Annotated in this window: 9 protein-coding genes and 1 tRNA gene; 4 read left to right on the forward strand and 6 right to left on the reverse strand. The window is 35.6% G+C overall.

Features of this window, described 5'->3' with window-relative positions; genetic code table 11:
* Nucleotides 1–78 precede the first annotated feature (78 nt).
* The 3 genes from M0M57_RS07765 to M0M57_RS07775 all read left to right on the forward strand — a co-directional run bounded on the left by M0M57_RS07765 (nucleotide 79) and on the right by M0M57_RS07775 (nucleotide 9,270).
* Nucleotides 79–6,366, forward strand: a complete 6,288-nt coding sequence (locus tag M0M57_RS07765; RefSeq protein WP_248436612.1) for a choice-of-anchor L domain-containing protein — start codon at nucleotides 79–81, stop codon at nucleotides 6,364–6,366.
* A gap of 70 nt (nucleotides 6,367–6,436) precedes the next feature.
* Entirely contained in the window at nucleotides 6,437–7,372 is a 936-nt protein-coding gene (locus M0M57_RS07770; protein ID WP_248436287.1) for a PorP/SprF family type IX secretion system membrane protein, read from the forward strand.
* 20 nt (nucleotides 7,373–7,392) lie between these two features.
* Nucleotides 7,393–9,270 carry an OmpA family protein gene (locus M0M57_RS07775; RefSeq protein WP_248436286.1) on the forward strand — a complete coding sequence of 626 codons (1,878 nt, stop codon included), beginning with the start codon at nucleotides 7,393–7,395 and terminating at the stop codon, nucleotides 9,268–9,270.
* A 76-nt stretch (nucleotides 9,271–9,346) separates the two neighbouring features.
* On the opposite strand, the gene M0M57_RS07780 is transcribed toward M0M57_RS07775, so the two are convergent.
* Nucleotides 9,347–9,799 (reverse strand): 6-pyruvoyl trahydropterin synthase family protein, encoded by a 453-nt coding sequence (locus M0M57_RS07780; protein WP_248436613.1) that lies wholly within the window; start codon nucleotides 9,797–9,799, stop codon nucleotides 9,347–9,349.
* A 33-nt stretch (nucleotides 9,800–9,832) separates the two neighbouring features.
* Nucleotides 9,833–10,009, reverse strand: a complete 177-nt coding sequence (locus M0M57_RS07785) for a hypothetical protein (RefSeq protein WP_248436614.1) — start codon at nucleotides 10,007–10,009, stop codon at nucleotides 9,833–9,835.
* A 124-nt stretch (nucleotides 10,010–10,133) separates the two neighbouring features.
* Here M0M57_RS07785 and M0M57_RS07790 point away from each other — a divergent pair.
* Nucleotides 10,134–10,207, forward strand: a tRNA-Ala gene (locus tag M0M57_RS07790).
* A 223-nt stretch (nucleotides 10,208–10,430) separates the two neighbouring features.
* Here the strand turns inward: M0M57_RS07790 and M0M57_RS07795 are convergent.
* The 4 genes from M0M57_RS07795 to M0M57_RS07810 form a co-directional block, all read right to left on the reverse strand.
* Complete coding sequence (locus M0M57_RS07795) at nucleotides 10,431–11,018, reverse strand: hypothetical protein (RefSeq protein WP_248436615.1); 588 nt, start codon at nucleotides 11,016–11,018, stop codon at nucleotides 10,431–10,433.
* A gap of 89 nt (nucleotides 11,019–11,107) precedes the next feature.
* The gene (locus M0M57_RS07800; protein ID WP_248436616.1) at nucleotides 11,108–11,566 is read right to left on the reverse strand and encodes a hypothetical protein; all 459 of its coding nucleotides are present in this window, start codon (nucleotides 11,564–11,566) and stop codon (nucleotides 11,108–11,110) included.
* Between the two features lie 67 nt (nucleotides 11,567–11,633).
* A complete protein-coding gene (locus M0M57_RS07805) occupies nucleotides 11,634–12,734 on the reverse strand; it encodes a DUF6371 domain-containing protein (protein ID WP_248436617.1) in 1,101 nt (366 codons plus the stop codon).
* Entirely contained in the window at nucleotides 12,734–14,620 is a 1,887-nt protein-coding gene (locus tag M0M57_RS07810; protein WP_248436618.1) for a DNA primase family protein, read from the reverse strand. Before M0M57_RS07810 ends, M0M57_RS07805 begins: the two co-directional genes overlap by 1 nt.
* Nucleotides 14,621–14,622 lie beyond the last annotated feature (2 nt).

Genomic DNA, 14,622 nt, shown 5'->3' on the forward strand with positions numbered 1-14,622 from the left:
CGCTCTTTCATTAAGAAATATTTAAGAATAATTACTATTTTGGTCATTCGAGAACAACAACCTAAACTTCTTTATTTTATGAAAAAAATTACTTTATTATTACTGTTGTTTTTACTGACCGGGACGATTTCTTACTCTCAAGAAAATTTTGAGGGTGGAATTCCCGCCGGATGGGCAGTATATAACAATTCGTTTGGAGCCAATTTATGGACTACCATTTCAACAGTAACAACACCGCCTACCATTTGTGAGGGTTCAGTTTCTGCTTATGTTAACGGAAGGGAAAACATTGGCGTTGGTAACACCTCTGAAAAATGGTTAGTAACCAATCAAGTAACCGTACCTACTAATGGACAATTGCTCTTTTCAACGCGTTCAACAATTAATGGATTTGATAACACAACATATCAAATTAGAGTTTCTACTGTTTCTCAAACCAGTGGTTTCCAAATTGTAGCTCAGTGGACTGAAGCACAATTAAATGTGATCTTCAATATTTGTGAAGAGAAGACAGTAGATCTTGCTCTAGCCGGATATGCCGGCCAAGACATTTACATTGCTTTTGTAATGTTAGTTAATCAACCAACTACAACTCCAACTGGAGATAGATGGATTCTTGACGATGTTCGTTTGGTAGAGCGATGTTTAGAACCTACAAATATTCAAGTTGGAGGAATTTCATTAGACGGAGCAACTATTACTTGGGATAACCCGGGGGGAGCTTCTCAATTTGAAGTTGAAATTGTAGAATTTCCCAATACAGCAACCGGTTCAGGTGAAACAGTTACAGGAACTACATTTAATGCAACTGGATTGTCTGAATCAACTCAGTATCAAGTGTTTGTTAGAGCTGTTTGTGATGAAAGTAATAGTGATTGGGTTGGGCCTGCAAACTTTTTAACAACGTCTCCGGGTCAAACTTGTAATGCTCCTATACAGATAGCAACATTACCCTATTCTACAACAGACAACACATCTACATATGGTGATGATGTGAGTGGAACTCCCGGAACAGGATGTGGAAGTGATAACGGCTTTTTAAATGGTGACGATGTTTTTTATTCGTTTACCGCTCAAAATAATGGCGTTGTAAATATTACAATGACACCTACCGGAACATATTCTGGTTTATTTGTTTATAATAGTTGTGATAATGTTGGAGTTAGTTGTATTGCTGGTGTAGCAAGCAGTGATCAAACACCAAGGGTTATAGACTTGCCAGTTACAGCTGGTCAAACATACTACATTGTTATTTCAACTTGGGCTACACCGCAGAGTGTTGCATATACGTTAACATTACAAGTAGTTAATTGCCCACCTCCTGCATCACTTTCGGCAGACAATATTGGTCAGACCAGTGCAGAATTATCGTGGTCTAACCCAAGTGGTGCCACATCATGGGAAGTTGCTGTGCAACCTGCAGGTTCTCCAATACCAAGTGGTTCAGGTGAAACAGCAGATACAAACTCAAACTTTTTAGCAGATGGTTTAACCGAATCAACTGCTTATCAATATTATGTGAGAGCAGATTGTGGTGACGGAACATTTAGTGCTTGGTCTGGACCATTTCTGTTTAATACAACTATTTGTGAGGCTTCTGAGCAGTGTGATTATATTTTTAGATTAACGGATGATTTCTTAGGTTGGGAAGGAGCATTTATGCAAGTTAGACAAAATGGAATTGTTGTTGCAACATTAAACCTTCCTAGCGGAACCGGACCTGTAGATGTTATAGTGCCATTATGTAATGGTTTGCCTTTTGATCTATTTTGGGTTACAAGTGGAGGATTTCCGGGAGAGGTTGGAATACAAATATTAAACGATTCAAATCAAATAGTTCACACAACTCCAATTGGTTCAGGTGGATTAGTAGGAACGGTTTTATACACAGATTCGTTGGTAGAATGTGGTGTGCCTGAATGTTTGGCTCCCTCGGGTTTAGCAACAGTTGCGGGTCAAATATCAGATAGCTCTGCAGAGGTTCAATGGTCTGTTGTACCGGGCATAACAGAATATGAAGTAATCTGGTTGCCTTCTCCATCAACCCCACCTTCTGCATCAGACACAGGAACGCTAACTGAAGATAATCCATTTTTAATTACCGGATTAGAACCTGCTACTATTTACGATGTATATGTTAGAGCCATTTGTGCAACAGGAACAGGAAACTGGTCAACAGCCTTAACATTTAACACAACCATTTGTCCTGTTGAAGATCAATGCAATTATACTTTTAGACTAACTGATGTAGGCTTTGGATGGGAAGGAGCAACAATGCAAGTTAGACAAAATGGAATTGTTGTCGCTACATTAAACCTTCCTTCAGGTACAGGACCATTAGATGTTACTGTGCCATTATGTGACAACTTACCTTTCGACTTATTTTGGAATAACGCAGGGTTTTTTGCAAATGAAGTTGAAATAGAGATTATTGATCCTTTTGACGAATCACTATATATAATGGAGGATGGGTCAGGAAATTTAGCTGGAACAACACTTTACAATGGCTTTGTTAGTTGTACCCCGCCAACGTGCCCTAAACCAAATACATTAGTTGCCTCTGATTTGACTCAAACCGGAGCAACTCTAACTTGGAACGAAATTGGAACAGCAACATCATGGGAAGTAATCATCTTGCCGGCTGGCTCTGCTGCTCCGCTTCCAACGGATACCGGAGAGATTGTTGATGAACCAACATTAACCGTATCAAATTTAGATCCAGGTACATCCTACGTGTTTTACGTTAGAGCTATTTGTGCAGAAGATGATTTGAGCAATTGGTCTGGACCAAGAGCATTTGTTACAGTAATTGTGAATGATGAATGTGAAAATGCAATTCCTATTCCGGTTAATCCGGATACTAATTGTGGACAAGTAGTGAGCGGAACAGTAATTGGAGCCACTGGCTCTTCGCAACCAAATGATTGTGAATTTAGCGGAACTGCCGATGATGATGTTTGGTTTGAATTTGTAGCGGTAACGGCCAATCATTCAATTAATTTATTGAACGCTACCGGTTCAACGGGAGATTTGTATCATATTTTATATGAAGGAGATGATTGTGGGAATTTAACACAAATAAATTGTAGTGATGATAACCAAAGTGTTGCTACTAACCTAATACCCGGTCAAACTTATAAAATTAGAGTTTACACATGGCTTTCAGGGCCTCAAACTACTACATTTAATGTTTGTATAGGCACTATTCCTCCTCCAATTTCAACCAGTACAACTCTATATACAGTTGAACAATTAGTGCAAGATATTTTATTGGATTCAACGTGTGCAACGGTATCAAATATCACTTATTCAACGGGTACTAATTTTGGATCGACCAATGGTATTGGTTATTTTAATAAAAACAATTCTTCTTTCCAATTTGAAGAAGGTATAATCCTTACAACCGGAAATGCTGACAGAGCACCCGGGCCAAATGTACAATTTGATATTTTAAGTGATGGTGCAGAAGCACTAGACTCTTGGGGAGGAGATGCTGATTTAGATGCTGTTTTAGCTGGTCAAGGTATTAGTGGCTTCTCTCTATCAAATGCTACACTATTAGAATTTGATTTTATTCCCTTAGACCCTAATTTTAGTTTTAACTTTATTTTTGCTTCGGAAGAATATGGACAATATCAATGTCAATATTCAGACGTCTTTGCGTTTTTACTTACAGACCTAACAACAGGAATTACTACAAATTTAGCTGTAGTTCCTGACACCAACATACCGGTTTCAGCTACAACCATTAAAAATCAATTATATAACGATAATTGCATTTCTGAAAATGAAGAATATTTTGGTCAATATTATGGAGATCCAAATGGATTGCCTAATCTTTCAGCTCCAACTGCTTTTAACGGATTAACAGTACCTTTAACTGCATCAGCAATTGTTGTTCCCGGAACACAGTATCATATTAAGTTAGCAATAGCAGATTTTAGCCCTAGTGATTTTTTTGGCGATGGATCTTATGATTCAGCCGTATTTATTCAAGGAGGAAGTTTTAATATTGGAAATGTAAATCTTGGAGATGACTTTTTAGTAGCGGAAGGTAATGCAATTTGCCCCGGAGATGAACAACTTTTAGATACTAGTCTTAGTCCTGATAATTATTCATTTGTATGGTCTAACCAAGATGGAGTAATCGAAGGAGAAACAGGACCTTCCTATTTAGTAACTTCACCCGGCACTTATACTGTTGAAATACAATTATTGAATTCTGAGTGTACTGGCTCTGATACTATTGTAATCGAATTTTTCGATGATTTTGAAACCGGTGAACCAAATGATTTATACTTCTGTAGTGCATCAGGATTTGGTACTTTTGATTTAACTGAAAATGATGAGCCTTTAACAGCAACTTTAGGAGATAATTATGTTATCGGTTACTATTTAACAGAAGTAGATGCAACGCTTAATCAAAACATTATTACTAACCCAACAGCTTTCAACAACACCATAAACCCTCAAACAATTTATGTAAGAGTTTCACCGGCTATAGGAGATTGTTTTGCATTAAATAACTTCCAGTTAATCGTTGAAGATTTAACACCTCAATTTACAATAACTCCTGATTTTTCTATTTGTGAAGGAGCTATAGGAACTATTGAAGTTACTCCAATCAATTATGATCCTAACTCTGTAACGTATACGTGGACAGTAGACACTAATCCACTACCGGATACAACAAGTTCTATTTCTGTAACAACAGCAGGTATTTATGAAGTTACTGTTGATTTTGGAGGATGTACAAATACAGCATCAACCACTGTAGCTGTTATATCTATTGAAAACTCTGTACCCACCTTCGACCCAGTAACAGCCTGTCAAGATTCAGTACTTACTTTACCAACAACATCTTTAAACGGAGTAGTTGGTCTTTGGAGCGGAACGGGCATCACACCGGAAGGAGCTGTAGACACGAGTGCAGGAGGTGAATTTACGTTTACTTTTACACCGGATGCAGAATTATTTGAGTGTGCTATAGCGGTATATTTTACAGTTAACATCACTGCCACCGTAGTAGCTACATTTGAATCATTACAAACAACTTATTGTTTGGGTGAAGAAGTAAGTGCTTTGCCAACTATATCAGACAATGGTGTGGTGGGAACATGGAACAACGGAACAATTGATACTTCTGTAGCAAGTGGAGATGAACCATTTGTATATACCTTTACACCTGATGCAGAATGTAACAATGTTACTACAGTTTCAGTAACAGTAAATGCACCAACAGCACCATTATTTGCTAACATCGCATTAACCTATTGTGAAGGAGATTCAGTAAGTGCTTTACCAACTACATCAGACAATGGAATAACAGGTGAATGGGCTAATGATACAATTGATACTTCAGCTCCAGCAGTAGATGTTCGATACACCTTTACATCAGATGCAGGTCAATGTGCGAGTAATTTCTTTATAGATGTAACTATTACAGCAAAAATCCCATCAAATTTCAATGCAGTAAATCCGGTTTGTGTTGGACAAGAATTAACCTTGCCAACTACTTCATTAGAAGGAACCGTAGGAACATGGAGCGGAGCCGGAATCACTTCAGAAGGCGTGGTTGACACAAGTGTTGACAACGACGCTTTAGAGGTTACCTTTAATCCAACAGGATGTGCACATGGGCAAACAGTAACGATTCAAATCGTTGCCCGTCCGGCAGTAGATCCTGGAGTAGACCAAACGGTTTGTGCTGCCAATGGAGCATTCCCTCTTCCGTCCTTAACCAATGGAGTTTATTACTCAGGACCAAACGGAACGGGTAATGTGCTTACTACTGAAATTCCGGTTAGCAATACACCTCAAACAGTTTATATCTTTGCAGCAGGCACATTAGCAGGCTGTTCGTCAGAATCTAGTTTTACTGTAACTTTTATCTCGGTAGAAGCAGATGAACTAAGCGATGTAGAAGAATGTGGTCGTTACTTCTTACCGGAAATAGCAGTTGGTAATGTTTACTATACAGGACCTAACCAAACCGGAACTCAGTTAGTTGCAGGACAAGCTGTTGAAGAAAGTCAAACGATTTACGTTTCAGCAGGTTCACCAAGTAGTTGTTATGATGAGACTTCGTTTGAAGTAGTAATTAACAATTGCGGCATTCAAAAAGGTATTTCACCAAACGGTGATGGACTGAATGATTTCTTTGATTTAACAGCATTTGATGTTCGAACCCTCTCTATTTATAACCGTTACGGTAAAAAAGTATACAGTAGAGGAAACTACAGCAATGAGTGGGTTGGTCAAAGCAGCGGCGGCGACGAATTACCGGATGGAACGTACTACTTTGTGATAGAATTCAATAACATTGAAGCTAAAACAGGTTGGATTTATATCAACAGAGAGCGTTAGTAGATATACATAACTCACCATTACTAAAGAAAAGTAATGGTGAGTTTTAAAAAATAAACCCTATAAAGAAATGAAAAAAATATATTTTGCAACATTGATCGCCGCGATCAGTTTCTTAGAAACCAAAGCCCAGCAAGATCCACATTATACACAGTACATGTATAATATGAACGTAATTAACCCTGCTTATGCAGGAAGTAAAGAAAACCTATCCTTTGGATTACTTTACAGAAAACAATGGGTAGATATTGAAGATTCTCCTACCACAGCCACCTTTTCCGGTCACATGCCAGTGGGAAGAAACGTTGGATTAGGATTGAGTGTGATTTCCGATAAAATTGGACCCGTAGAAGAGAACAATGCGTATGCCGACTTCTCATATACACTTAACTTAGGAGGCGAACACAAATTAGCTTTTGGATTAAAAGGAGGACTTACCTTTCATAAAGTAGGTCTTTTTGATCAAATTGGAAACGGAAATGTTCCAGATCCAAACGATCCGGCATTTAGTGAAAACGTGAGCAACACCTATTTAAACATTGGTTCAGGTATATTTTATTATACCGATAAATATTATGTAGCTTTTTCGGTGCCAAACATGCTAAAATCAAAACACTTAGATTTAAGAGATAACGGAGAAGAAAGACAATTTGGTTCAGAAGTATCCCACTACTTTTTAACAGCAGGATACGTGTTTGATTTAAGTCCAAACACAAAATTCAAGCCTTTTGCGATGTTAAAGTCAGCCTTTAATGCACCAACTTCACTAGATGTATCAACCAACTTTTTGTTTTTCGAGAAGTTTGAAATTGGAGCCACTTATCGTTTAGAAGACAGTTTTGGAGCCATGGTTAACTATGCCATTTCACCAAATCTTCGTATTGGATATGCGTATGATCATATCGTATCGGATTTAAATATTACCACCCCTTCTTCGCACGAGTTTTTCTTGTTGTTTGATGTAAACTTCCCGAAGAAAGTATCCCGTTCACCACGATTTTTCTAACCTAAAAAGCAATTCAAACGATGAAAAAAATATATATATCGATTCTAAGTATTGTAAGTTTAAGCCTTACACCACTTAGTGCACAGAATAAAGACACGCAAAAAGCCGATAAGCTTTTCAAGCGATTAGAATACGTTGATGCGGCACAAGAATACTTAAAGCTAACCGAAAAAGGTAAAGCTGACGGATATGTTTACAAACAATTGGCCGACAGCTATTTTAACACCTTTAACGCCTCCGAAGCCACCACCTGGTATGCCAGAGCTGTTGAAACACCACAAGATGCTGAAACATACCACCGCTATGCCCAAATGCTAAAAGCACAAGGCAAGTATGAAGAAGCCAACAAACAAATGCAAACCTTTGCCTCAAAAGCACCAAACGATCAAAGAGCAAAGGATTTTAAAGCCAACCCAAATTATCTTCCAAGCTTGTTAGACAAACAAAAGAAGTTTGACATTAAGCCATTGGATATCAACAGTGATAAATCAGATTTTGGAGCGGTATTGCACCAAAACAACCTTTACTTTACCAGTGCCAGAAACGGAGCCAGAAAAACCTACGGTTGGAACGAAGAACCATTTTTGGATATTTACAAAGCTACTTATAACGTAGATGGAACCATCACTAATGCAGAAACGGTAACAGATTTGAATTCGAAATGGCACGACGGACCATCTTCACTTAGTGCAGACGGAAACACGATTTACTTTTCAAGCGAAAGCTTTAAAGAAAAAGGTGGTTTTGAAAAAGACAAATCCATCAATGCTAAATTAGGACAAGTAAACTTGTATAAAGCTACGATGGCCAACGGAAAATGGTCAAACATCACGCAATTACCATTTAACAGCAATACCTATTCAACCGGAAACCCTGCTTTGAGTAAAGACGGAAAAACGTTGTACTTTGCTTCAAACAGACCAGGTAGTATCGGCGGAACAGATATTTGGAAAGTAGCTGTTAATGCAGATGGCTCTTATGGTGAGCCAGAGAACTTAGGTTCAAAAGTAAATACAGAAGGCGAAGAGAACTTCCCATTTGTAACTGAAGACAACAAAACGCTTTATTTTGCTTCAAACGGCAGACAAGGTTTTGGCGGATTAGATGTCTTTGCGTATGATATGACCAAAGGCGAATCAACCAACTTAGGCAAACCGGTAAATAGTGAGAAAGACGACTTTGCATTTTCATTAAATGCAGAGAAAAACATCGGATTTTTATCCACTAACCGCTCTGGTGTAGACAATATTTACCTAGCCACTCCGGTTTGTGGGGTAGAAGTAATTACACTTGTTAGCGATGCTAAAACAGGTAAAGCACTAGCCAATGCCAAAGTAGCCATTGTAGATGAAAAGAAAAACGTGATTGCAACAGAAACCACAGGAGCCAATGGCGAGGTGGCGTATTATGTAGAATGTAACAAAACCTATACGATTCAAGCCACCAAAGACGGTTATGAGAGCAACACCTTCCCTGTAGCAGCTAGCAAAGGCGAATCAAGAAAAGTGGAAGCTTCGTTGAACCCAATTGAAGATATTGTAACGGATAAAGAAGTAGTATTAAAATCAATTTTCTTTGAGTTCAATAAGAGTAACATCACCCAAGAAGGAGCTTTTGAGTTAGACAAGCTGGTTCAAGTATTGCAAAACAACAAGAACATGGTTATCTTAGTTAAAGCCCACACAGATAATAGAGGAAGCGACAGTTACAACTTGAGATTATCAGATGCAAGAGCAAAATCAACCGTTCAATACATCTTGTCAAAAGGCATCTCGAAAGATCAAATCTCAGGCAAAGGAATGGGCGAATCAGAACCAAAAGTAGACTGTAAAGAGGCTTGCACCGAAGAACAACACGCAGAGAATAGACGAAGCGAATTCTTGATTGTGAAGAAGTAAGATTGTTTAACTTAATAGATTATAAAACCCCGAATTTTCATTTGAAGATTCGGGGTATATATAGGGAAAAATCATTTTAATCATTGTCAGAAGCATACCATTCTGCAAATGATGTTTCCGTTTCTTGTAATCTTAAGGAATGTAGTTCAATTGAATTAGGAAGTCTATTCTTAATCTTTTCAGAAAAATCAACGACCATATTTTCGCTTGTTGGTTGATAATCAACTAAAATAACATGATGACCACGTTTTTTCAGTTCATCGGCCAATTCAATATGGGGTGTGTTTTGATTAAAAACAGTGGCATGATCAAACAAATCAACAATTTCTTCTTTTACAATTTTTTTCAAATCACCAAAATCGATAACCATTCCAAATTTCACATTTGAATTGTCTGCAATTGGAATTCCGATAACCGTTACCGAAAGTTTATAGCTATGTCCATGCACATTTTTGCATTTACCATCATAGCCATACAAAGCATGTCCGGTTTCAAAACTAAATTGTTTGGTTATTCTAATTTTTGCCATTTCACTTATATTTCGTTACAAAGATAGGAAATGCTATGGGTTATTTTCTCTTTTTTTAGCCGCATAATACATCCAATAGGCAATTGCAACCAGAGCGATAAATGGAACAAAAGAACCTATGATTAATCCAATTTGATAGGAATCATCAGGTGCATTTTTAAGTTTGTCTTCTAAATTAGCAGCTTGAACCAGAAAAAGTAGACTTTTCATTGCTATTTGAAATATTTAATTTAAGAAACAAAATTATGAATTTAAAGGACATAAAAGACTTTAAAAAATTAAAAAAGGAAATGGTATGATTTAAAATAAATTTAATTAAATTTGCCTCCGCCTTGGGGATGTAGCTCAGTTGGCTAGAGCGTTTGGCTGGCAGCCAAAAGGTCGTGGGTTCGAGCCCCATCTTCTCCACTTATAAAAATCGTAATTATCAATAAATTAGATAGTTACGATTTTTTGTTTATTCAAATTGTACGATTAATGTACGGTAAGCGATTTTTAAGTGTGTTTTTATGCTTTTTTGGGTTTGAAAAAAGATTGTTTTTTTCGCTTCATTTTGTGCATTTGTTACATTAATTTAAAATCCCTCTTGCGTGCGTAATGCTTTGATTTTGATTTCGTATTGATTAATCAATTACATCATAGCCAATCTTTCAAATGTATCAGGTGGATAACTGTCTGCAATATTGATTCGTGTTTGAAGTCTTACATACCGTTTTGTTGGTTTGCCTTTGTAATGAGTTTTAAAGTATGGTTTATATCGTTCACCATAAACCTCATCAGGAATAAATGAAGCATCCAGTACCTTTAGTAATTCTCTGTTCTTTTTGCTCTCAATTTGTCTTTCATACATTAAATTTCTAAATGCTGTACGGTGTAAAAAATAACCGCTTTCAAAATACAATTTACGACAAATTTTGCCGGTACTGGGACAAAGAAAATAATATACTTCGCCTTTGCCTAAATTTGATGGCTTTGCTATTATATTTACTTTATAACGAATGCTTTCATCATTCGTTTTATAATCTAAAATAATAAATTTTTGTGCATCAGTAAAAGTAACTTCAATACCTATACTCGAAGTCCGAACTCCGTTTCTACTCCAATTAATAGAACCGCTTTTGTTACCATAACAAGTAAAGTAATTCCATTTTTTTAAATTTGAAATACTTATTACTTTACAGTCTTCTACTGTTTTTGGATAATTGCCATAACGTCCCATAAAGAATAACCTAAATTATTAAGGAATAAATATACAAAAAAAACGTTCTATTTTGATTTTCGACTGTTATTTTATTGAGGTTCTTTAAATTAACCTTTACCAAAATCAATTGCTTCAAGCCAAGCAATAAATTCTATTACTTGCTTTTTTGTGAGAGTAGTGTAACCATTTCCTTTTGATGGTTTTTCCCTTAAAAACAATCTATTACCATTGTCATACAAACTTAAACCATAGTTTTCTCTTGTCCAGTCCATATTAACTTTGTTTTCCATTTCTATCAAAGCATTCTGCAAATCTTTTACAAACGACTTTAAATCATCATCATTTAAAAAGCTTATCGATTTATCAACTGAAATGTGCTTATACTTTGCATTCCGGAAACTACAAAAAACGAGATAAGTAGTGTCGTTATTGTCTAAATTTATGGTTTGAACATATTCAGAAGTTACAGTCCCAATTTTAGAATTTGAAATTATTACAAATTTTTTTTGAGCTAAAACGGAGGTTGAGAATAGTAAAAAAAACAAATAAGGGAGTAATTTTTCCATATTTTTAAAGTTTAAATTTATCAAATGTAAGTATTTCAAATTAACAGTTTTACGGAAAACCGCATTTTCAAAAATTATTTTCAAAATAATAATCTGCCAAATCAAAACCGTTTTCAAAGTCCGTTTGTTCTATCAAATCACTAACAGCGATTTTAAAGCCAAAGGCGTTTAATTCGGTGGCTTTATCTAACCAATTTTTATACTCTCCTTTATCAGGGAACGCAATAACATTTCGTTTTTTTATTGGTTCTAATAGTTCAAATTTGAAGTTGCCTTTGCTTCCCGAAGCTAACCAAATAAACTCCGGTAAAAAGATACTCATTACAATTGCGGTTTTTTCACTTTCAACTATTGCAATTGTCTTTTGGTAGTCTTCATTTATACGATGCAATCCAAACAAACTTTGTCTTAGGGTAAAATTAGGGTCGTTAATGGCTTTATGTAACCAGTTGATATGATTGTATGGTTCTTTTGTTCTTTTGCCTGTATATCTGTCGTATAACATTATTTTAGCACCCTGTATTTGTTCTTTGTTATTGATTTGCCAAAATACCGTTGCATTATTCCAAAAGTGATTTGTACCAGTAATGAAATAATTTTGCTTAGCATTAAAAACCTCATCTTTTGAAAATTTGGTTATAAGAAATTCCGTTAAATTGTCAATTTGTGGATTGTCAAAATACATCTTATCCAATAACTCCAAACTGTGAAAACTTGGCTCTTTATTACACGTGCGTTCAGATAGCGAGATATTATTTATCACTTCATTCAAAATGACAGCCGAACCGGTATTGAAATACTTACTTTCACTACTCAAATAATTGATAATTGATGTTTTTAAAAACCATTCAGTTATCCAACAATTATTTTTTGACTGCTCCAGTATTTGTGATTTTGGAACAATTGAAATAATGCCGTTTACATCGGTTAATTTATACGCTTTATCACTTATGCTTTTTAACGTTATAAAATCAATTAAAAAAGCTCTTTTGCCCTTTGGTGGTGCTTTATGATAATTACAGTTTTGCTCCCTGTCGCATCTGCCAAAATCAGTAGTTAAGTAGTTGCCCGTTTCTGTATCAATGTATAAAACAAAAGTCTTTTTGTTACAGTTAGGGCAAACATACTTTTTACTACTCTTATCTAATGAATATTTAAAAGCTTCCATTAAATAACATTGTCTTTGTCGGTTGTAATGTATGCCACGTTTCCGATACTGATGCGATTTACCAATATTTTAAAATGGTGTAAACGCTTCATAAAGTTCGACTTGCTAACTGGTCTGTAACCGTCTTCAATACAAAAACTTTTATACTGATTGTACAATGTACTTATTGCGGTGTAATCCGTTGAAGTTTTATATTCATACTCATCAATAAACATTTTTACACTATCGCTTTGCCGTTCATAATTGGTTCGTGCGTTTTCTATTGCTTCACATTTACTGAAATTCTTTTGCTCCAGTAATCTGTCAAGTCCTCGCAAAATCCAATTAAAAACGCCTGATAATTCGTTATTAATTATCTTTTGTGGTAACTGCTTGTCCTGTTTGTCTTCCGGTATGGTTACATCAAAACCAATAATTAAAAACCGTCTGAAGTATGCGTTTGTATGTTCTACATCTTTTGGTAACTCATTACAGTTAAATATAAGCTTTGCATACTCATTTAAAATAAATGGCTCTCCATAGGGCAAACGTGCTTCTATTGGTTCGCCTGATGCCATTTGTTTGAAAATATCGGTTTCCAGTTTGCCGTTAATCTCACTTGCATAGTTTACAAGCTTGTTTGCAATTTTTGCCCTGAAATAACCTGTATCATTCGTTAAACTTTGTAGAGAATAGTTACTTATATTTTCAGTTCCTAAAAGTGCGTTAAGTATCTCAAAAAATACACTTTTGCCATTTGCTCCAGTACCGTATAAGATTAACATTTTTTCAAGTTTTAAAACACTCGGTTTTATGAATATGTAACCGCAATATTCTGCAAAAACTTTTTGTTTGTCCTTATCGGGCAAAACCTCATCTAAGTACTTTTGAAATAGTGGTGCGGTTGCTTCCGGTTCATACTCAAACGGAAGTTGATGCGTTATAAAATCTTTACTTTCAAATGGTCTTAAACCTCGCTTTGTTGGTGTAATCTCAAAAGTTCCATTCTGTAAATTGATTAAAACATTGTTCTTTTTGGTTTTTGGTGTAGGCAAATAAGCGTCTGCCATAAACTGTTTGAATAACTCATCTTTGAACGTATGAATTTTACATTTGAATTTTTCTACTCCCATTTTTAAAGCTACGTTTCCCAAAAAAGATTGAAAACACTCTTTATCTATTTCGCTCCAGTAACTTCCGTTATACAAATAGATAAAACCATTCTTTTTACATAAACCCCATTGATTTGCAACCGCAATTTTTAAAAGTTGTTCAATACAAAGTATTAAATAATGGTTTTTACCTACTCGGTAACTTTCCAGTTTTTTAGTGAGTTCTTTGTACTGCTCCCATTCTTTTTTGTTTTCTTTATTTAAACTGCCGTCTTCATTATAAACAAATGGAATTAAGGTTTCAATTTCAGATTTTACCTTTTCAATATCAGGAAAAGCCAGTATTTTAAAATCTATTTGCCCGATGCTTTTAATAAGTTCCTGTAAAATTTCATCAGTAGTATTCTGAATTGGTTCAATACTATTAGTATGCTGTATAATATCATTTGTGATTAAAGATTTAAGGTTGTTTTTACTCAAAATTTCTGTTTTATTATCAATACATTTTTTTAATTCGCTTTCGCTTTCGCAATTCTCAATTTGAATAATTAACTCATCAGGAATGTTTAACCGTAATGGTTTTTTACATTCTTTTAAAAGTTCTTTAATGTAGGCATCAAACCATTTAGTACTTTTCTCTAAATTCTGCCTTTGACTTGCATCTGAAAACCAATTATAAAATTTACTGATGTTTTCGTTTGTGGTTGCATCCGGTAAAATTTCGTTTGCTCCATTTCTTACTGCCGTTTGCTTATCATAAAAAGATAATGCGTATTTGCTTCGATTTGCTTCCATAG

This window comes from Flavobacterium azooxidireducens, assembly GCF_023195775.1.
Taxonomy (GTDB): domain Bacteria; phylum Bacteroidota; class Bacteroidia; order Flavobacteriales; family Flavobacteriaceae; genus Flavobacterium; species Flavobacterium azooxidireducens.

Coding starts and splice junctions, on each gene's coding strand:
- M0M57_RS07775 (WP_248436286.1), top strand. CDS start 7,393: ATGAAAAAAATATATATATCGATTCTAAGTATTGTAAGTTTAAGCCTT.
- M0M57_RS07785 (WP_248436614.1), bottom strand. CDS start 10,009: ATGAAAAGTCTACTTTTTCTGGTTCAAGCTGCTAATTTAGAAGACAAA.
- M0M57_RS07800 (WP_248436616.1), bottom strand. CDS start 11,566: ATGGAAAAATTACTCCCTTATTTGTTTTTTTTACTATTCTCAACCTCC.
- M0M57_RS07765 (WP_248436612.1), top strand. CDS start 79: ATGAAAAAAATTACTTTATTATTACTGTTGTTTTTACTGACCGGGACG.
- M0M57_RS07770 (WP_248436287.1), top strand. CDS start 6,437: ATGAAAAAAATATATTTTGCAACATTGATCGCCGCGATCAGTTTCTTA.
- M0M57_RS07810 (WP_248436618.1), bottom strand. CDS start 14,620: ATGGAAGCAAATCGAAGCAAATACGCATTATCTTTTTATGATAAGCAA.
- M0M57_RS07805 (WP_248436617.1), bottom strand. CDS start 12,734: ATGGAAGCTTTTAAATATTCATTAGATAAGAGTAGTAAAAAGTATGTT.
- M0M57_RS07795 (WP_248436615.1), bottom strand. CDS start 11,018: ATGGGACGTTATGGCAATTATCCAAAAACAGTAGAAGACTGTAAAGTA.
- M0M57_RS07780 (WP_248436613.1), bottom strand. CDS start 9,799: ATGGCAAAAATTAGAATAACCAAACAATTTAGTTTTGAAACCGGACAT.